Source organism: Filimonas zeae (assembly GCF_014641615.1).
In the GTDB taxonomy this organism is placed as follows: Bacteria; Bacteroidota; Bacteroidia; order Chitinophagales; family Chitinophagaceae; genus Filimonas; species Filimonas zeae.
Genome location: NZ_BMIB01000005.1, coordinates 215,700 through 235,407 on the forward strand (window position 1 = coordinate 215,700; position 19,708 = coordinate 235,407).

The 19,708-nt window shown below is 46.0% G+C and carries 15 protein-coding genes; 4 read left to right on the forward strand and 11 right to left on the reverse strand.

From position 1 onward, the window contains the following. Positions 1-565: 565 nt before the first annotated feature. Positions 566-934 carry a winged helix-turn-helix transcriptional regulator gene (locus tag IEY13_RS24570; protein WP_188957363.1) on the reverse strand — a complete coding sequence of 123 codons (369 nt, stop codon included), beginning with the start codon at positions 932-934 and terminating at the stop codon, positions 566-568. 54 nt (positions 935-988) lie between these two features. Between IEY13_RS24570 and IEY13_RS24575 the strand changes: the two genes are divergently transcribed. Further along, a complete protein-coding gene (locus IEY13_RS24575) occupies positions 989-1,705 on the forward strand; it encodes an NAD(P)H-dependent oxidoreductase (protein WP_229688003.1) in 717 nt (238 codons plus the stop codon). Between the two features lie 18 nt (positions 1,706-1,723). Here IEY13_RS24575 and IEY13_RS24580 read toward each other — a convergent pair whose 3' ends face one another. Both IEY13_RS24580 and IEY13_RS24585 read right to left on the reverse strand, forming a co-directional pair. Then, positions 1,724-2,266, reverse strand: coding sequence for a hypothetical protein (locus IEY13_RS24580; protein ID WP_188957366.1), 543 nt, complete (start codon positions 2,264-2,266; stop codon positions 1,724-1,726). 29 nt (positions 2,267-2,295) lie between these two features. Then, on the reverse strand, positions 2,296-3,288 hold the full coding sequence (locus IEY13_RS24585) for a methylenetetrahydrofolate reductase (protein WP_188957368.1): 993 nt from the start codon (positions 3,286-3,288) through the stop codon (positions 2,296-2,298). A gap of 179 nt (positions 3,289-3,467) precedes the next feature. Here IEY13_RS24585 and IEY13_RS24590 point away from each other — a divergent pair, with 179 nt between their 5' ends. Both IEY13_RS24590 and IEY13_RS24595 read left to right on the forward strand, forming a co-directional pair. Beyond that, positions 3,468-3,893 carry a hypothetical protein gene (locus IEY13_RS24590; RefSeq protein WP_188957370.1) on the forward strand — a complete coding sequence of 142 codons (426 nt, stop codon included), beginning with the start codon at positions 3,468-3,470 and terminating at the stop codon, positions 3,891-3,893. Between the two features lie 102 nt (positions 3,894-3,995). Then, positions 3,996-4,520, forward strand: coding sequence for a GNAT family N-acetyltransferase (locus tag IEY13_RS24595; RefSeq protein WP_188957372.1), 525 nt, complete (start codon positions 3,996-3,998; stop codon positions 4,518-4,520). A gap of 77 nt (positions 4,521-4,597) precedes the next feature. Here IEY13_RS24595 and IEY13_RS24600 read toward each other — a convergent pair whose 3' ends face one another. From IEY13_RS24600 to IEY13_RS24630, 7 genes are all read right to left on the reverse strand, one after another. Then, a complete protein-coding gene (locus IEY13_RS24600) occupies positions 4,598-5,677 on the reverse strand; it encodes a TlpA family protein disulfide reductase (protein ID WP_188957374.1) in 1,080 nt (359 codons plus the stop codon). Positions 5,678-5,699: 22 nt separating this feature from the next. Beyond that, positions 5,700-7,172: a TlpA disulfide reductase family protein gene (locus tag IEY13_RS24605; protein WP_188957376.1), complete on the reverse strand. Its 1,473-nt coding sequence runs from the start codon at positions 7,170-7,172 to the stop codon at positions 5,700-5,702. A 25-nt stretch (positions 7,173-7,197) separates the two neighbouring features. Then, complete coding sequence (locus tag IEY13_RS24610) at positions 7,198-8,580, reverse strand: RagB/SusD family nutrient uptake outer membrane protein (RefSeq protein WP_188957378.1); 1,383 nt, start codon at positions 8,578-8,580, stop codon at positions 7,198-7,200. Between the two features lie 12 nt (positions 8,581-8,592). Then, on the reverse strand, positions 8,593-11,826 hold the full coding sequence (locus IEY13_RS24615) for a SusC/RagA family TonB-linked outer membrane protein (RefSeq protein WP_188957380.1): 3,234 nt from the start codon (positions 11,824-11,826) through the stop codon (positions 8,593-8,595). A 216-nt stretch (positions 11,827-12,042) separates the two neighbouring features. After that, positions 12,043-13,254 carry a FecR family protein gene (locus IEY13_RS24620; protein WP_188957382.1) on the reverse strand — a complete coding sequence of 404 codons (1,212 nt, stop codon included), beginning with the start codon at positions 13,252-13,254 and terminating at the stop codon, positions 12,043-12,045. Positions 13,255-13,292: 38 nt separating this feature from the next. After that, positions 13,293-13,958, reverse strand: coding sequence for an RNA polymerase sigma factor (locus IEY13_RS24625; RefSeq protein ID WP_188957384.1), 666 nt, complete (start codon positions 13,956-13,958; stop codon positions 13,293-13,295). A gap of 58 nt (positions 13,959-14,016) precedes the next feature. After that, positions 14,017-16,449, reverse strand: a complete 2,433-nt coding sequence (locus tag IEY13_RS24630) for a glycoside hydrolase family 2 TIM barrel-domain containing protein (protein WP_188957386.1) — start codon at positions 16,447-16,449, stop codon at positions 14,017-14,019. A 196-nt stretch (positions 16,450-16,645) separates the two neighbouring features. Between IEY13_RS24630 and IEY13_RS24635 the strand changes: the two genes are divergently transcribed. Then, entirely contained in the window at positions 16,646-17,662 is a 1,017-nt protein-coding gene (locus IEY13_RS24635; RefSeq protein WP_188957388.1) for a GntR family transcriptional regulator, read from the forward strand. Here IEY13_RS24635 and IEY13_RS24640 read toward each other — a convergent pair. Further along, positions 17,657-19,699, reverse strand: coding sequence for an alpha-galactosidase (locus IEY13_RS24640; RefSeq protein WP_188957390.1), 2,043 nt, complete (start codon positions 19,697-19,699; stop codon positions 17,657-17,659). The two genes, IEY13_RS24635 and IEY13_RS24640, sit on opposite strands and share 6 nt — an antisense overlap. Between the last annotated feature and the right edge of the window lie 9 nt (positions 19,700-19,708).

Genomic DNA, 19,708 nt, shown 5'->3' on the forward strand with positions numbered 1-19,708 from the left:
CATCGGAAGTGTTCTTTCGATCATCGGAAGCGTTCTTCCGGTCGTCCGAAGTGCTCTTCCAGTCATCCGAAGCGTTCTTCCGGTCATCGGAAGAGTTCTTCCAGTCATCCGAAGTGCTCTTCCGGTCATCGGAAGAGTTCTTCCAGTCATCGGAAGTGCTCTTCCGGTCATCCGAAGTGCTCTTCCGGTCATCGGAAGTGTTCTTCCAGTCATCCGAAGTGTTCTTCCGATCATCAGAAGGGTTCTTCCAGTCATCTGAAGCGTTCTTCCGATCATCAGAAGCGTTCTTCCAGTCGTCCGAAGTGTTCTTCCGGTCGCCCGAAGTGTTCTTCCGGTCATCCGAAGTGTTCTTCCGGTCACCCGAAGAGTTCTTCCAGTCATTGAAAACGTTGCTCCACTTAGTAAATCTCCCGCTCTATTGAACGGAATAGTACTTCTACTCAATTAGTTGTATGCGCCACAGAATAAACAAGTACACCCGCCCTGCAAATAAGCTGCTCTGTTAAACTTTGCAGATAAAAATCACATTGGTTTGTTTTAGCTCCCACAATCTTACGGAGTTCCTTTATGTTTCTTCTTCCAGCCGTGCCTTGTGCTCCAGGCCCCATTGCTCCAGTTGCTTCCATATCGGTGCTAACTGCATGGCACTGTCACTCAATTGATACTCTACGCGGGGAGGAACTTCTGCGAACACTTTTCTTATTACCAGCCCATTTTTCTCCAGCTCCTGCAAATGCAGTGTAAGCATGCGGTCGGTAATATTGGGCAGATGTTTTTTCAGCTCACTAAAACGTAGCACCCTTCCTTCCAGTTTGTATAAAATCAGCAGCTTCCAGCGGCCACCCAATATGTCAATAGCATAGGTCATACCACAAAAACTGATGAGCTTTTCGCGGTTAGCGGTATTGGTAGAAGTTAATTTTCGCTGTGCCATTACTTACATTTTTGTGTGTACCGCACAACGGGTTGTGCATAACAAAGTTACCATTTGACGTGGATAGCTTTGCCAGCGGAAACAGTAAATGAAGATAGTATTATGAAAGTATTGATTATTCTGGCACACGCCGAACCACAAAGCATGAACGGTGCCATGTACAACACGGCCATAGATACCCTGCAAGCCGCAGGGCATGAAGTAAAAACATCTGACCTGTATGCTATGCAGTTTAACCCCGCCTCTGACCGGCGCAATTTTACAGGTATAAAAAATGAATCTTTTTTTAAGCAACAGCAGGAAGAGTTGCATGCCACTGCAACCAATGGCTTTGCGGCCGATGTTGAACAGGAACTACAGAAAGTGGAATGGTGCGATTTAATGATATGGCAGTTTCCACTGTGGTGGTTTAGTGTGCCAGGTATATTGAAAGGCTGGGTAGACCGTGTATTTGTGATGGGCCGGGTATACGGCATGGGAAAAATTTACGAACAGGGTGGCTTTGCAGGCAAAAAGGCTTTACTATCGCTTACTACTGGTGGCAGTGATGACAACTACCAGCCGGAAGGGTTGCAGGGCAACATCAACAATATACTTAAACCCATACACCGGGGCATGCTGCAGTTTACCGGCTTTACCGTATTACAACCACAGATAGTATACGGCCCTGCCCGAAAATCGCCGGAAGAACGCGAACAGGAGCTGGTTCAATGGCAAAAACGCTTACAAAACATATTTGCAGAAGCACCCGCGGAAGTAGGGAGATATTAGACACCGGGAGGTGTTCTTTTATATTCTGCAGTATACCACATCCACCCCCACTCCCAGCTTCTGTTGAAACTCATTTATAAAAGCTTCCGTAAACGAAGGCCAGTTCCAGAAAGTAAAGCCCAGGTTACTGAAGCCCCAAACCCGGCTAAACTGATAAGTGTGAATTTCTGATATATTGTTACATGTGGGACAGGTGATATTGTTACTGATATTACCACCCCATTCATCCAGAAAATCCCAGTTATCTTCTGCAACGTTTACACCACAATGGGGGCATATCACTTCCTCCATTCCAAGTTCTCCTGTATGAAACACCTGTCGTTGTGTAATAATTTCAAGCCCATTTACAGTAAGGTAGTCTGGCACAAACTCCGGATTTTCTGTAACAGCGGCTGCACCGGCAGACACTCCATATCCCCCTTCCGCGCCCAGTATACAGTCAGAAAGTTCAGGCTTTACAATATCCCGCGCCACAAGCCACTCCAATACATCGCGGGCCCGCTTTATAGGGTCAGGATGTTCTGACAGCCTGGATACTATAGAAATGCTGTTATCACTCATAACAAAGAATTTACTTTACAGCAGGTAGGTTACACAGCAGCCACTTCTTCGGGCTCTTGAGCCAGTACCTGCTCCACAACAACCGGTGCTGCTACCGGTTTTACAAGTTGTATCACATTCTGTAACAATACATGCGCTGCGTCAATCTCTTCTTTTTTAATAGAGATGCTTTCTATGTTAAAGCCTATAGGAATATTTTTATCTGCGGCATAGCTGATAATCTCTGCTGCAATTTTGGTGGCGGTAGTTACAGACGATTCCAGAATGTCTTTGGAGTGCTTCAGATCGTTATACAGCCATTTTGGAACTTCAATACCCAGCCATTCCATAAACTGCAATGTTTTTAAACTACCGCAGGGGGCCAGGGTGAATATGATAGGGGCCATGGCTTTGCCATGTTCTGTTGCGTGGTAATAATAATCTGACAGTACATTTTTTGTATCGTTCAGATTGTATACACATTGCGATACAAAGAAGCGACAACCTTTATCCATTTTATGAAAAATGCGCAAGTGTTCATCCCCTTTTTTACTGTGTCGCTCCGGTATGGTTACGCCACCCAGCATCAGCCTTTCGCAGTTTTGCTGTCTGGCCGCATAAGCATCGTTTAGCGAGAAGCGGGTAGCTTCTATCTGTTGCTGTGAAGAAGCGCCTACAAACACGGCATAGTCTATAGCCTCGTTTTCCTTCAGCCAGCTGGTAAACTGCTCCTGCGTTTGATTGGCAATACTCTTGTAAATAATCTTAGGCACTTTCAGTGCGCCCAGGTATTGCTGCGCGTATACTTCGGGCGCTATGGTATGTATAAAGGAAAAAGTACGCTCCTTTTCGGTACGGGTGCTTTCATCCTGAATATCATATAAAATAAGCCCATCAACAGGCATATGCTGCAGCCGCTCCATCTGGTTATTGGCAATGACAATTACCCGCTCCGGATCGGTAGTAATTTTGGGCGGGGTTAAACTGTAAAACACCAGTCCGGATGCACCTTCTGTAAGCTTGCTGTTGAGATTACTTTTCATGTTGATAGATTGCTTCATAACGCAGTAGCGCCAAAAGTAGAAGCAGATTGTTACCTGGCAAAATTTAATGTTCCCCCGGTGCTCCTTAGGGCTTTACCTGCCGGTATACACGTAAAAAGCGTGTGGTGCTGCTAATTTGCGAAGCCTGGTTTTAAAATCTTAAGGTTTAAAAAGGTATATTGGAATGTTTATTGCGACTTTACAGGCTTATGCTGGATATTCTTACACTGATACAACACACGAAAGACCTGATGCTCAATGAAAAACTGGGCACTGCACCCGATGTGAGTGTACTGATACAGGAATACCCCATAGACCCCGAAGCGCCTGAAAAGGGTGTTTTTGAATTACGCACGGCACTTCATATCAGCGATACTATTTATGCCAGCGCCAGTCCTATACTGGACATTAACCATCTAATACACTGTGCGCAGGATTTGCTGGCAATGGTAGAGTTAGGCGCTCCGCTGCCGGTATTAAAAAAGGTTCAGTCTTTTCTGCTTCCCGCTTTTAACAATTTTAAGGGTAAGGCCTACGACCTTAGTATTACACTTTCGCTGCCGGGTATATTTACCCCTTATCAGCTTTTTCACCGCAAGGGGTAACTACAAATTGGCCTACCCTGTATATACAAACCGGTCTGTCAATACCAACCTACACAGTACTAATTTCGTTGCATTCCGCTCAACAGAACAAATGCATACTACATGGAAGCAATAGCAATACAACCGGTTACCACAAATGATATAGAAGCTTTGCAACAAATAGGCAGACAAACTTTTAATGAAACCTTTGCAGCTTTCAATACAGCAGCTAACATGGCTCAATATCTGGAAGAAGGCTTTTCAGCAGACAAACTAAGAGATGAACTGAATAACCCTGATTCTGAATTTTACTTTGCCATGTGCAATAAGGATGTAGTGGGATATCTGAAAGTAAACGCAGGCACCTCTCAAACGGAATTGAAAGGAGAGCAGGCACTGGAAATAGAACTTATTTATGTGCTGCAACAATATCATGGTAAGAAAGTGGGGCAAGTACTTTACGGGAAGGCGTTACAGCTTGCCCGGGAAAAAGATGTTACCTACCTGTGGCTGGGCGTTTGGGAAGAAAACCAGCGCGCCATTCGCTTTTACAGCAAAAATGGCTTTGTAGCATTTGACAAACACATTTTTAAGCTGGGCGATGATGAGCAAACGGATATTATGATGAAGAAACATTTGAAGTCATAAAAGTAGCCATATACAAACATGCCCGGAATTACTTCCGGGCATGTACACTTGTTATAGTTATTACTTGCAGGCAGTTATCATCTGCTCTGATATTTTGAAAACTCCGCTTCCAGTTTTTTCAGCTTTTCTACCGGAAAAGATTTCAATTCTCTGGCAGCTTTAACAGCCTCACCTGCCGCTTCTGCTGCTTTGGAATTATCTCCCGCTTTAGCATATAAAGCAGCCATAGTGCTGTAAGTATCAGGAAAATCCATACTCCAGGGATATCTGGCTAATTGTTCCTGATAGCAATACGCTGCAAACGAATATACTTCCGGGGGAAGATTGTTTTTCCCATACACGGCATCTGTTACCGTAGAAAACCGGGGTTCATCATTGTGAGCAAACCATTCTTTGGCGAATACCAAAGCCTTATCCGGATTTGTTTTCAGCAGTGAGTAAAAGGTAAAATGGCCAGTCATAGGATAATACTTCAAGCCCGGATTAACAGCCAGTATTTTATCTATTGCTGCCAGCGCCTCTACCGGTTTGCCAGGATTACCCATAAAGGGATTAAGCTGCGGTATCACTTCACCATCCAGCGCCTGTAAACGCATATATTCCTTTCTGTCAGCCGATGCCTTAACAATATCCCATTTTCCTGCAATTACCTCAGGCAACACGGCATCCAGCTGTTTAGGCTGACCAATCCATGCAATACGCCCCTGCTGATCTATTACATAAGCACAGGGTATACCTCTTTCTCCGGAGGCCCTGAGCCAGTTAGCAGCCATAAAGTTCCTATCCTCAGCTCCTACGGTATAAGCCATTTCAGCACCGCGCTTTGTTACAAAACTATCCAATGCTTCTAAGGTAATACCGCGCCTTTCCATAATACTGATACCGGCCACGGTTACTTTGTCCTTATACGCTGCTGCCAGTTCAGACAAATGCGGCATGCCGGCAATACAGGGTTTACACCAGGTAGCCCAAAACTCAACTACGTACACCTTTCCGTTCTCAAGGCTATTTACGGGTTCGCCTTTAAACCACTTGCGCACTTTTACAGCAGGCGCTTTGTCGCCCACAGATAAGGTGGCAGCTTTTTGCTGACCATATATCAGAGAAACGTTCAGTATGGCCAGTACTCCTATCAAAGAAAAAATTCTCATCCGCATATACTATTATTTATCAGATGATTTATCCTGCTTTCTTTGCCAGTTCAACCATAGCGCTCACTTCTTCCGCGCCTGCATCTTCCCCTTCGGTAAAGCCGGTGAATTTAAAGCGGACGTTACCGGCTTTGTCTATTACAAACTTGGTGGGAATACCGCTTACTTTATAGCTGCTTACTACTTTGTTAACACCATCAGCCCCTTTCAGATCCATCAGCACCTGAAAAGGATAATTGTTGTCGGTAATATACTTTTTAGCATTCTCTGTAGCGTTCTCTTCTTTTTCCCAGGTGTGAATAAACAGGAAAGTCACGTCGGAGCTGTCTTTGTATTTATTCATGGCCAGCTTCATAGAAGGGAAAGATCTTTTACAGGGGCCACACCAGGTAGCCCAGAAATCAACTACTACAATTTTGCCTTTCAGCGATTCCAGCGAAACAGTTTGTCCGTTTACATCCTGTAGCGTAAAGCCCGGCGCTGGTTGTTTAATCATCTGCTTTGCAAACGCCGCTCTGGTTTTCTCTGCCAGTGCTTTGTTTACCGCTACCATATAGTCATCATATCCATCTGAGCTGCCTTTTACTTTTGCATACAGCGTACGCAGCATATCCTTCATTTCGCGGGTAGCCTGCCCTTCTTTTACAGAAGCATCAATCATATCAAACGCTTCTTTATCCTTGCCCAGGTTCATCAGCACTTTGGCATAAGTAACGTTTACACCCGCACGTACTGTTTTAGAACTGTCATGCGCCAGGCGAACGTAATACAATGCCTGATCGTACTTTTTCTGCTGATAGTACAGATCGGCCAGTGCGGCTGAGTAGCTTACAAATCCGCTGGCCGCAAAGCCCGCGCCTGGCTGGTTACGCAGTGTAGTCATGTATTTGTAAGAGTTATCAGCCGCTTTTTTATACAGTCTGGCTGCATCTGCAAAGTTGCCTTTTTTAACAAACACCTGTGCAGGTGATGCCCAACCCTCGCCTTTCCAGGGGCCGGTTTCAATCATATCCGCATAAGCGATAGCCTTTTTTACATTATCGGCATTGGCATAAGCAGAGGAAACAGAGTTACGCGCATAGTCGTATACAATTCTGTCGCTTCCGAATTTTGCTGGAGGAAATTTGGCAATCCATGCCTTAAATTTCTTCTCCTTGGCTACCGGATCTTTTTCGTTGTATACCGCACTAACTTCTTCATCCCGCACCACAGCACCCAACGGGAAAGCGACTTTAGCAGCTTTGGTAATAGAATCGGATGTGTTGATCCTTTCAATCTGGTAAAAGAAACGGCGTGCAGTAAGCCAGTCTTCTTCGCTCTTACTTTTCAGCAGATCGTAAAGCTTATTCTGCAGCAGCGCCTTATCTGCCGGATTTTCCGACTTTACCAGGTTGCCAAAATACAGATTGAGCGAATCGCGCTGGTTAGCAGCGGTCTGCCCCATGGCCTGCTGGCAAAAGCCGGCCATGAGGAGGAATGAAACATAGAAGTTGCGCTTCATAACTATTTATTTTTTGTACTCGTTGTTATTTGATGTACCCGTCGTTGTCTTTCAGGTTTGGATTGGAATTCATAGACTGCATAGGAATAGGATACAGTTGCTGAAAAGCTTTCCACTGAGGCTTTATAAGACTTAACACTTCCGTGGCCTTATCTGTACGCTTTAAGTTAAACCACCTGTCTGCTGTTTCTGTAAACAGCTCCACCCATCTTTCATGTAATAATGCTGCAAGCAGGGTTACTTTAGTTTCCGCACTTGTTTCGCCGAGGCCCGCTCGGCCACGCACCACATTAAGATCGGCCTGCGCACCGGATACATTATCCAGATTAGCTCTTGCCTCTGCTCTGTTCAGGTATACTTCAGCTAAACGAAGCATTACCGGATATTCGTTTCCTGTGGTAGTAACGCGAACTTTATACTTGTAAGGATAATAGAAAGTTTTATTGTCGTATACGATAGATTTTGCCCAGCTTGCTTTACGCAGATCATTTGCTTCAAAAGTATTGGCAAGGGTATCGTATAACACAAAAGCAGGTGAAGTACTGGCAGGCAAATACTGCGCACCGAAAGAAGTAGCAGCAACACCCGATGTGTTTACCAGTGATAACTGCCAGATGGTTTCGTTACTGGTATTCAGAAACACATTATCCAGGTTGGTAACAATGCTGTAAGTTCCACTGTTGATTACTTCCGTTGCTTCCGTCTCCGCACCCGCCCAGTTGCCCGTATAGAGGTATACCTTTGACAGAAAAGCAGAAACCACTTTCTTATTAATACGGGCACGTTCTGTAGAAGGATATTTATCGGTTAACAACGCTTTGGCTTCTACCAGATCTTTTACTATTTGTGTACGCACAGCAGCAATAGCCGTTTTAGGCGTAAGACCTTCTTCTAATGCCTTAGTGGTTAGCGTTAACGGCACATCACCAAAATACTGGCTCAGGTAAAAGTACAGCCAGGCACGCCAGAACTTAGCCTCGCCCAGCAGCTGATTTTTTACAGAAGTGGTTAAACCGTTAGCAGCGGTAAGGCCTTCTATAGCATAGTTGGCCCTTCCTATACGTGCATATATAGCCGACCACATGGTATTACCATCGTTACCGGCCGCCAGCGTGTTGTTTTTGAAATTATCGTAGCTGGTGTTAAGCAAAAAGTAACCTTCATCTGCACTCATAGCGCCAAAGGTAATTGCATAGTACATGGCCGAGCTGCTGCTGCCTGCTATAGCACTGTATATACCCAGCACGGAAGAGGTAGCTGTAGCGGAATCTGAAAAAGCCGTGCTGGCGTCGATATTGGTGGGAGGAATACCAGTTTCAATAAATTTTTTACAGGAAGAACCTGCTATGCCCAATACCAAAGCAGCTATTAAAAAGCGATATTTTAAAGAAGATATTTGAAGCTTCATTTTCACCAGATTTTAGAATGTTACATTTAATCCAACCGTGATTACCCGCAGCGGTGGCATAGAGGTTCCGGTTTCAGGATCGTACACATATTTGTTCTTTGAGGTCCACCACAGGTTTTGCCCCTGCAGAAATACCCGGCAATTTTCTACACGCATTTTTTTAATCAGTGCTGCCGGAAACGCATAGTTCATATTTACCGTACGTAAGCGCAGGAAGGAAGCATTACCCCATGTGGCGTTAGACGAACTCCATGAACCGTAAACAGAAGAAACGGTGGTTGCTTTAGGCAGTACATTGTTATCACCAGGTTTGGTCCAGCGGTTTAACCAGAACGTTGGCTGGTTGCCATTAGACAATACCCCTGGTGCATTCAGCGGATAAATGGTGCCATCCTGTACCGTATACTGGAAAAAGAAACTTAACTCCAGCCCTTTATAAGTAAGAATGTTATTAAGGCCACCGTACATTTTAGGCGCCGTATAACCCGCCATAGAACGGTCGGTGCTAAAGTTGGGAGTAAAAGTAAGACTGTCTTTAGTGGCATCGCGGTAAAGCGGTTTTCCTGTAGCAGCATCTACACCCATATAATTAAAACGCATTACCATGCTCAACGGCTTTCCTAACAAATTCTGATTGTAGAAGAAATAGCTGGGGCTGGCGCTGATAAGGTTTGTACGCGGAATGGTAAGGTTGAAAGCAGTTTTCCAGCCAAAGTTTTTACTGCGTATGTTATCGGTTTTCAACTCCAGCTCTACCCCGGTGTTGCGTATTACCGCGTCGAAGTTAGAGGCATAGGAGTTAAACCCTGCCTGATCGGAAAGCGAGAGGAAGCCCAGCTGATCCGGTGTGCGGTTACGATAGTAATTGGCAGTTACCTCTACCCGGTTATCCAGGAAAGCCATATCTAAACCCATTTCCAGTTTAAAGGTATTTTGCCAGTGCAGCGTGGGGTTGGAAATACGGGTAGGCGCCAGCGCAGTAGCGTTTTGATAAGTACCGGAAGGCGAGTAAAACGCGCGGTACAGGTACTCCTGAATCTGATCGTTACCGGTGCGGCCATAACTGGCACGCAGCTTACCAAACGTAAGGAAAGACCAGGAACGTGCAAAGTCTTCTTTAGAAAACACCCAACCTGCACCCAGCGACCAGAATTTTCCAAAACGGAAATCAGGACCAAAACGGGAAGAACCATCGGTTCTTACCACACCATTAAACAGATATTTAGATTTCCAATCGTATGTAACCCTTGCAAAAGCTGAAGTATACCTGTAAGCAGTGTAATTATAGCTGGGTATACCGTAACTACCCGCTCCGGCAAGACTACCTGTTAACACTGCAGTGCTGTAATTATCTGCGGTTTGAGACAGGGAGGTATTAACAGTACTCTGAAAAGCGCCACCCAATAAGCCGGTTAATCTGCCTTCTCCTATATTACGGGTGTAGGTTGCCTGTGGCTCCCATATGTAAGAACGTTGATTAATAAATACAAAACGGGCAGAATTGGTAGGCGTGCTTGAACCTGTTGGGTTTTTAGATACGGCCGGCTCTGCCAGACTCTGATCCATCTGCATATTGTTGTATCCAAAACTGGATTTAATATCTAACCCTGGCAGTATAGTATAGCGCAATACTGCATTCGCCATCAGGTTGTGCGATTTGCTGCCATACTTCTTCAACCGTATTGCTTCCGGGTTATTAAAATTGGCATTCCAATATAAAGAGCCATCGGAATTATACAGCGGCATGTTAGGTGGCAGAATATATAACGCACTCAGATCGTTTAAAGGCAGATTGGTATTTTCATACGAATAGTTTACCGATACATTGGCATTGAATTTTCTATCCAGTCCGGTATGGTCTGCGTTAAAACGCGAAGAGATACGACGGTTGCTGTAATCGCCGGGAAATACAGGTGTTTCGTAATGATACCCGGAGCTTAACAGAAAACGTGTTCTGTTATCGCCTCCGGAAACAGTAGCCTGCACATCAGAAAGCTTAGCAGTATTACCCAGATATTTGTCCTGCCAGTCAGTAGTAGTTGTGGAATCCCAAACCAACAGATCAGGCGCAGTAGATACAGAAGGAGTGCCTGCTTCATTGGCAAACGCCTCTTTACGCATCTGGCGGTACTGCTGCGTATTCATCATAGGAATATAATGCCCTACTTTACCCATACCCTGATAGGCTGTAACATTCAATTTGGTTTTACCTGCTTTTCCTTTTTTAGTGGTAATAAGCACAACACCATTAGAACCACGCGCCCCGTAAATAGCGGTTGCATCCGCATCTTTTAATATGTCAATGCTTTCAATTTCTGAAGGGTTAATCATGCTGAAGGGGCTTAAGCCACCCGCAGCTGCTGAAATACCTCTTCCGTTTACATCATTAAAAAACGGCGCAGAATTATCACTCATATTAAAAGGCACGCCATCCACTATATACAATGGCTGGCTACCCAGACTTGAAGGATCGATAGAGTTATTACCTCTTATTTGTATAGTAACCCTGGAGCCTGGTAAGCCGTTGCTTTGTGTAACCAGTGCACCAGCCACACGCCCCTGTAAAGCATTCAGCGGGTTGGCAATAGGCTGTTTGGAAATTTCTTCTGCGCGGAGCGTACTGGTAGAACCCGTGCTTTTGAGCTTGGTAGTAGTACCATACCCTATTACAATAGTTTTACCCAACTCGCTGATAGTAGCGGTAAGTTGAATGGCAATAGATCTGCCACCATTTACAGGTACCAGTTTAGTGTCGTACCCTACATAAGATACTTCCAGCGTTGCTTTATCATCTACACCTGCAATTCTGAAATGCCCGTTTTTATCGGTACCCGCACCCTGGGTGGTACCTTTTACTTTTACTGCTGCTCCGGCCAATGGCTGACCTTCCGCATCGGTAACAATACCGGTAATATCCTGCGGGGGAGGTGCTGTTGCTAACACTGCGCTTTGCGCTTTTGCCTTTACTATAATAGTTTCATCTACTATAGCATAGGTTAAAGGCTGATCCTGAAAACACAGCCTCAGCACTTCTGTCAGCGGCATATTGGCAACCTGAATGTTCACCCTTTTTGCCTTTGCCAGCAGGGCTTCATCATAAAAAAATACATACCCGGTTTGTTGTTCAATAATCTTAAACACTTTTTCAATGGGTACGTTCTTTTCTGAAACAGTAACCTTTTGGGAGTACGTTCTGGCGCTTGCTGCCAAAGCCGTACACAATAAAGCCACAATAACCAGTTTCACAGTTCTCAGTTGTTGAGGTGACGGAAATAGACACTTCCAATGAAGTTTGCTCCAAAGCGCAGTTAATCGCATAACTTTGTTATGATTTGGGTGAAAAGAATAAGCAGTTTACGAGACGCATAATCTTACAAATCCCAGGTTATTACACCGGGTGGTGGTACCAGCACCGCCCGGCTTTTTCCTGAAACCCGTTTCTGTAAACAATCTTTTTATGGGTTAAGGTAATATTGTCAATTCTCTGTTGTTTATCCGATATCTCACGTTGTTTTCTGTTAATACTCTTAATACACTGGAAAAATCAGCAAACCGTTGAATTTTTCCGCCGAAGGTTCTGTTGGCTATCGCCGCGCCGCCTTCGTAACTTACTTTTATATCGTACCACCTTGCCAGCTCTTCCAGTACATCGCCCAGCGTAGCACCTTTAAACGAAAAATATCCGTTTTTCCACGCTATAGAAGCATCTGCATCTGAAAAGCTGTTTACAGTAATAGAATCATCTTTTACCAGCGCCTGCATACCAGGTTTTAACGCTACGTCATCTTTACCCTTGCTTACACGCACCGCGCCATCCAGCAGGGTAACCCGCTTTCCTTTATCTTTCGAAAATGTATTTACATTAAACCGGGTGCCTAATACTTTAACCATCATATCGCCGGCCTTTACAATAAATGGTGAACGCGCTCCTGACTTTACATCAAAATAAGCTTCTCCCGAAATAGCCACCGTTCTCTCCATTGCGGCAAACTTTACCGGAAAAGTGATAGAGGAACCGGCGTTGAGCCATATATGCGTGCCTTCCGAAAGTTGTACTTCGATGATGCGAGAACCTACGGGGTTGGTGATGGTATTGGTAAGCGTTCGCGCCTCCAGGTCTCCAAACGTGGCCTGGTAAAAAATATGCCCGTCGCGCATTCTTATCAACCGTGTTTGCGACTGCGTTGTCAACAATCCTTCTCCGGCACTTTCCAAAGCTATTTTCCGGCCATCAGCAAGGGTAATAACTGCTTTACTGGTTGCCGGTGCGGGTATATGAACCTCTTTAATAGATGGTATTGCTTCGGCTGTTACCGGGCTGGTATTGCCTTGCTCTTTATCAGAGAACAGCCAATAGCTACCTGCCACCAGTAATAACACGGCAGCGGCGGCGCCGATACGCCACCAGGGCAGGCGCTTTACACGCGGTTCAGGAGCACTGAACGCCGGCTTTTCCTCCGGGCGCACAATGCGGTTGAACATCTGATCCCAGTTCACGTAGTGAAATGACTGATTTTCAGGGTTGCGCCACAGGTGCTGTACATAGCTTTTCAGCTCGCTATCCTCACCGGCATCTGCTATCCACGCCATAAACTCCTGCTCTTCCTGAACAGTTGCTTTGCCGGATGTATACACATCTAATAAATAAGTAATCCTTTCCTTTGGCAGGGACATTGTTTTGCTTTACCGGATGATGAAATAGCTATAGTCTGCTAATCCTCTATAACAGACAGATGCGAGTAATTAAGGGATGTACTACCCGCCGGAAAAATATTTTTTCCATGGTTGGGGCTGATGCACAAAAGCAGGTAAATAAGTGCTGCGCGATTGAGATATTCCCGGATAAAACGGGTAGCATCAGCCAGATGATTCCTGACGGTATTGGGAGAAATATGAAGGTGTTCGGCCACCTGTTCGCGACTCAGCCCTTCCTGACGGGTAAGTTTGAAAACTTTCTGCTGTTGCACCGGCAGGCGCGATACGGCTTCATCAATCAGCCGCTTGATTTCTGCCGCCAGTATACTTTCATCAGTATTATGATCACTCTCGTCTGCATCGGCCAGCGTGGCCAGCAGTTTTCGTTCCTGCGCCACCTTTTTATAATGCCGGAATACCAGGCGGTATACGGCAGTAAAAAAATACGCATCTGTATTATCCACCCCCACCAGCAGTTGCCTGCTTTGCCAGATTCTGAGAAACACCTCCTGCACCAGTTCTTCCGCCGTAGCATCAGAACCCGTCATTTTCAATACCACCGCATAAAAACGATTCTTGTACGCATCGAAAAATACCCGAAACGCCTTTTCGTCGCCTTCTGCGATGCGCAGCAGCAGTTCTCTTTCATTCTCAGGTAAGTCCATCACGCGCTTTGAAGGCATAAAGGTAACTAAGAATAGGCTAACAGGCGCAACTACAACAAGGGAAACGGCAGGGCTGTTATTTAACAGCCCCGTCGGATACCGCCGTAATATTCAGTTCCGTGGCAGTAAGCCCCTCACCTTCCACCTTCAGTTTAATTTCTCCGGCAGCATGCGTGCTTTTTATAACTACCAGCGCACGGCCATGCCACGCTTTCCGTTTATCTGCCACATACAAATCTGTATCCTGTAAATTTCCACTGTCCACGCCTGCAATCTCACCCGGGCCGGTGATGGAAAAACGAAGCTGATGCGCTGCATTGGGCTGTAAACGGCCATGGGCGTCTTTTACTTCTACAGTAACAAAACTCAGATCCTGCCCGTTTGCCTGAATAATGCGGCGGTCGGCAGTTGCCGTAACTGCTGCTGCCTCTTCTGCTGAACGGAGCGTTACCGCATCGTACTCCCGGCCCTCTATTATCCCCACTGCTTTTAACACACCAGGCTGGTAAGGCACCGCAATTACTGCTTTGTATTCTTCGGTTATACCTGTTGCTTTTTCTGCTATCAGTTGGTTATTCAGGTATAAACGCACTTTAGGATATCTGGAATACACCTCTACCTGTACAGGCTTATCCTCATGGCCCGGCCATGTCCAGCTTTCCCAGGTGGGCCATACTGCCCAGGAGGTGGTTTTAATAACACCGCTATCCGGGTTAGGCTCCCGTACTGCCATATACAGCTTTTCGTTATTGTTGTATAACAGATTGCGGTAATGCGAAATAGGTTTGCGCCAGCCTGTTAAATCCACATCGCCACAATAGGCGCCATGCCAGGGGAAGAACTCCTTTTCCCAATGCTCGCCGGAGGGCTCACCGGGGTAGTAAGAGCGGCCAATGCCCGACTCGCCCAGGTAATCCATAGCCGTCCATACAAAATCGCCAATGATATAACTGTTCTGCTGTACCATGTTCCAGCAAAAGAAGGCATCTTTGGGATAAGATTCTGTTTGTACCATAATACGCGAAGGCACACGCGCATGATCTGCCGCGGCATGATGCAGCTGGTAGTTGTACCCACCTATATCATGCGCTGCAAACAACGAATCAAAAATCTCCCAGTCCTTATCCCAGGTAGTCATGGCAGAGGTTACCGGCCTTGTAGCATCTATTGCTTTTACCGCCTGGCTTAACCTGCGGGCAGTAGCTACCGCTTCGGGCTTTTTACGTTCAATAATTTCATTGCCTATGCTCCAGCAGATGATAGAAGGGTGGTTACGATCGCGCAGTACCATCGCCTGCACATCCCGTTCGCTCCACTCATCAAAGTACAGAGAGTAATCATACTTGTTCTTGCTTTCGCGCCAGCCATCAAAAGCTTCATCCATTACCATCATTCCCAGTTTATCGCACGCCTGCAAAAACGCTTCGGAAGGCGGGTTATGTGAGGTGCGCAGGGCATTGAAACCAGCTGCCTTTAATAACTCCACCTTCCGCTCTTCTGCACGGTCGTAAGCAGCGGCCCCCAGGCAGCCATTATCGTGATGCACACAGCCACCATTCAGTTTTATGGTTTTACCATTCAGCTGAAAACCTTTGTCTGTACTAAACTGCAACGTACGTATACCAAAAGCAACCGGAAGCTGGTCAAGCGTTTTGGCAGCTTTTTTCACCTGCACCTGTGCCTGGTATAACACCGGTGTTTCCGGGCTCCACAACTGCGGATTTGCCACCAGTACTTCCTGCTCTATACTTTTTTCAGAACGGGGCTGCAGCACTATGGCCGTTTGCACTTTGCCTGCACTGCGGCGCAGCGGGCTTAGTACCTGTGTGGTTAACAGCAACTTTTCAACCCGGTCTGTTTCATTTTTTACCAGCGTTTGAATTTTTACTTTTGCCTTACCTGCATTTACTTCCGGCGTAGTAACCCCTACACCCCATTGTGCAATATGTACCGGATCATTTACCGTAAGCCATACATGGCGGTAAATACCGGAACCACTATACCAGCGGCAATTCATTTGCGCTGCATTGTTTACGCGAACGGCCAGCACATTGCCGCCGCCGCTTTTGAGGTAAGGCGTAAGATCGTAGAAAAAAGAAGTATAGCCATAAGGTTGTTTACCCAATCGTTTGCCATTAATAAACACTTCGGCATTCATATACACACCTTCAAAATACACCGCTACTTTTTTTCCCTTCCAGGTGGCAGGCACTGTAAACGATTTGCGGTACCAGCCCGTGCCGGCAGGAAAATAGCCCCCGGCACCTTTGGTGGGGTTTTCAAGCGCCGTAGCACCTTCTATGCTCCAGTCGTGTGGCAAATCCAGCTGACGCCATGCTTTATCATTATACTCCGGCTGTTGTGCAGCGGCAGGGTCTGATAAAGAAAACCGCCAGTCGTTATCCCATAAAAGCTTCCGTTGAGTGGGAGTATTGCCAGATTGAGCACGTACAGCGGACAAACCGGAAAAGAAACAAAGAAGAAAAAGCGCCAATACAGTACGTAACATATAACAAGCTATTGGGTAAAGGTTATAAATGTCAATAGAACAGCTAATATAAGGCAATGTGTATTGTTTGCCTCTGCAATGTTAAAAAATCAATACATTTGCTAGTATAGAATAGGACAGACTGCCACCTTCCTCCCCCAGGCTGGCAACCACCTGCTTCATTTACATCACAAACCCGGTTAATATTCAATAATTTATGCGCGATGTGTTTCAGGAGATACGTCAGCTGGAAAGTATCAACGGCCTATCTAAACACGAACAACTGGTACAGGGCATTATTAATGCTATTAACGATAAAATACTTTCCCGTGGGGACATGCTGCCTTCTGTAAACAGCCTGATTAAAGAACTGGGATTTGCGCGTGAAACCATTGCCAAAAGTTATAAGGAGCTTACCAGCAGGGGCATTGTGGAATCGAAAAACCGGGTGGGCTTTTACGTGGCTAACCAGGACACAGAGCAGCAACTACGCCTGGCGCTGATAATTTTTGCTTTTGACAGCTTTCAGGAGGTGTTTTATAAAACCCTGCGCGACAAACTGGGCAAGGGAATGCATATTGATGTATTCTTTCACCACAACAATATTGATGTTTTTGAAAGCATTATTTCCAGCGTACGCGGCAAATACGGTATGTATGTGGTAGCCCCTATTCCACACAAAAGAACAGCGGAAATACTGAAAACACTGCCTATGAGCAAGTTTTTGATGATTGACCGGTACGAACCTATAGGAGAAGACTTTTCTTATGTTACGCAGGAGTTTGAAAAATCATCGTACCGGGCATTTAAAGAGTTGAGCAGCACCATTAAACAATACAAAGGCATGGTGTATTACCACCGCCCGGCTTCTGATACCCCGGCGGAGATATTGAAAGCCTATAAGAAGTTTGTAAAGGATTGCGAAATTAACAGCACTATAAAGCCGGAATATATTCCGGGCTCTATAGAAAAGGGTTATGTATACTTTACCATTAACAACTCTGAACTGTGGGCCATGCTGAAAGACTGTATGGCCAAAGGGCTGAAGATTGGGAAAGAGGTAGGTATTCTCTCCCATAATGATGACCTGGTGAAGGAAATCATCTGCGATGGCATCACTACCTATTCCACCGATTTTAAACTGATGGCAGAACGGGCGGCTGAATTTGTGTTGCATCGCGAAAAAACACAGGAGATTATACCTACCATATTAATCCGGAGAAATTCTTTATAATTTATCTATGCGGTAAATAACAGCATCACTGGCAGCTACAGTTACACGTAACGCATTACCCTGCAGCGTAACGGTGTTTCCGCTAAACAGTTCCGTAGCCTTTTGATCAGCAGCTTTAATACCTGCCCGGTTAAAGGGAACTACATAATTTTCATTGTTACCGGTATAGTTAAATACAGCTACATAACGTTTACCACCTATAACCTGCGTAAACACATTCACCCCCTTATTACCGGTATTGGCATCTACGGGGCGAAAGGTTTTACCCTCACGTGCAATGGCAAGCAAAGCAGGGTTCTGCAACAGCTGGCGTGCTATACCACTCCATTTACCATGCGTACCATAATCGTCACCGGTAGTTACAGTACCCGTTACCAGTGAGGAAGCCAGGCGCGCGCGGTTCATGTTATCCGGCGCGGTGGCAAACACCACATGGTCGGCATCCATATAGTTATACATATGCCCCTGCCACCAGCCGTAGCCGGTACTGTTGAGTGTGTATTCTGAATTGTCAATAGCGCTGAAAGCATCACAGGCAATACGGCGCATATGTACGTAACGGGCCGTTGCCAGGTTGGGTGATATAGCAGCGTACACCAGCATGGTACCATCCAGCACACTATCAATCAACTCCATGCCTTTGGCATAAGCCTGCATACCGGTAGTTACAGCAGGATCGTAAAAATGATCACTTTCTATAGCACCGTGGGTAAGAAAATCAATTTTTATCATTTCATAGCCCAGGCTTTTCATCTTACCCAGCACATGGCGTATTCTGTCGCGCGTACCGGGGTGGGTAGGGTCCAGCGCCCAGGCGCCATCGGTTTCTACCACCTTACCCTGTTGCAGCGTCCAGGCTTCTTTATAGTTGTGTGTAGAACCTTCCATGGTACGGTTGTGCTTACCCCAGTCTACAAACGGTGCCCAGTAAATACCGGGGGTAAAGCCCTTTGCTTTGCAATCATCTGCAAACTGCTTTAATCTGCTAACATTGCCATCCAGCCCGCCTTCTACCAGGTTATCCCAGTAAGAATCCAGATCCATAAACAAAGTATTATCTGCGTTGCGGAACTGTTGCAGACTGTCTGCAAAAAAGTGCGTTACCGCAATAGCTTTATCTACCGTAATCTTATCCTGCAGTGCTCCCCAGCTGTTCCAGCCCATGGGGGTGGCTTTTGTCCAGCTGAAGATATGACGGGGTTGAAACTGCATACTTAAACGGGCATAGGTTTCCATACCATCGCGCCAGTCAGCAAAGCTTCCTACCATTATTTTAGGAGAACGGCAATAACCATCCTGCGGTAAAACCTTACCATGCTTATTACGCAGATCGTGTGTATACAGCGAATCGGTATAGCCTGCATATACCTCCAGCCGGGTAACAGCCGGATCATTACTGCCGGCCACACGTACCCCGGTTTTCCATACATGCTGCTCCAGCGAGCCCAGTACTACACCTGCATACGTATCGTTATTATACAGCGCACTTACTTCACTACCGGTAAACGCCGCTTTTGCCAGCGGCTGCGCATCATACCGCAGCCACATATCATTATCAAAAGGCACTTTCAGCGCACGGTTGTCGCCCTTAACGCCCACACTCATCTGCGCAGCCGCAAGCGGAGATAAATAATTACATGCCATGCCCTTTACACGCAGTTCGGTAATAAAATAATTTTTACCCGGGTATACATAAAACAACTGCTGCATCTGTTCCGTACCGGTGCCGTGGGTAAATGTATACAGCGTTGCCTTACCTGCTGCATTGGTTACAGCCGTTTGGGTATAAGTATGTGTTTGGGCAGAACGGCTGCTCCACTGCCGGCCATCACTACCGGCAGCAGCGGAAGCATGGGTAATAGCAGCGCGCCCTTCCAGCTCAACTGAATAAGTGCCCTGCTGCAAATAGTACTTTATACGGTTTTGTTTACCAAAAGAAATTGTAATAATTCCGTTGCTTTTAGCCTGCTTTGCCTGGCCGGATGCCTGTTGTAACAGGCCCGTGCCGCAAAGCAGGCAGAAGAAAATACGCTTCATACTTGTACG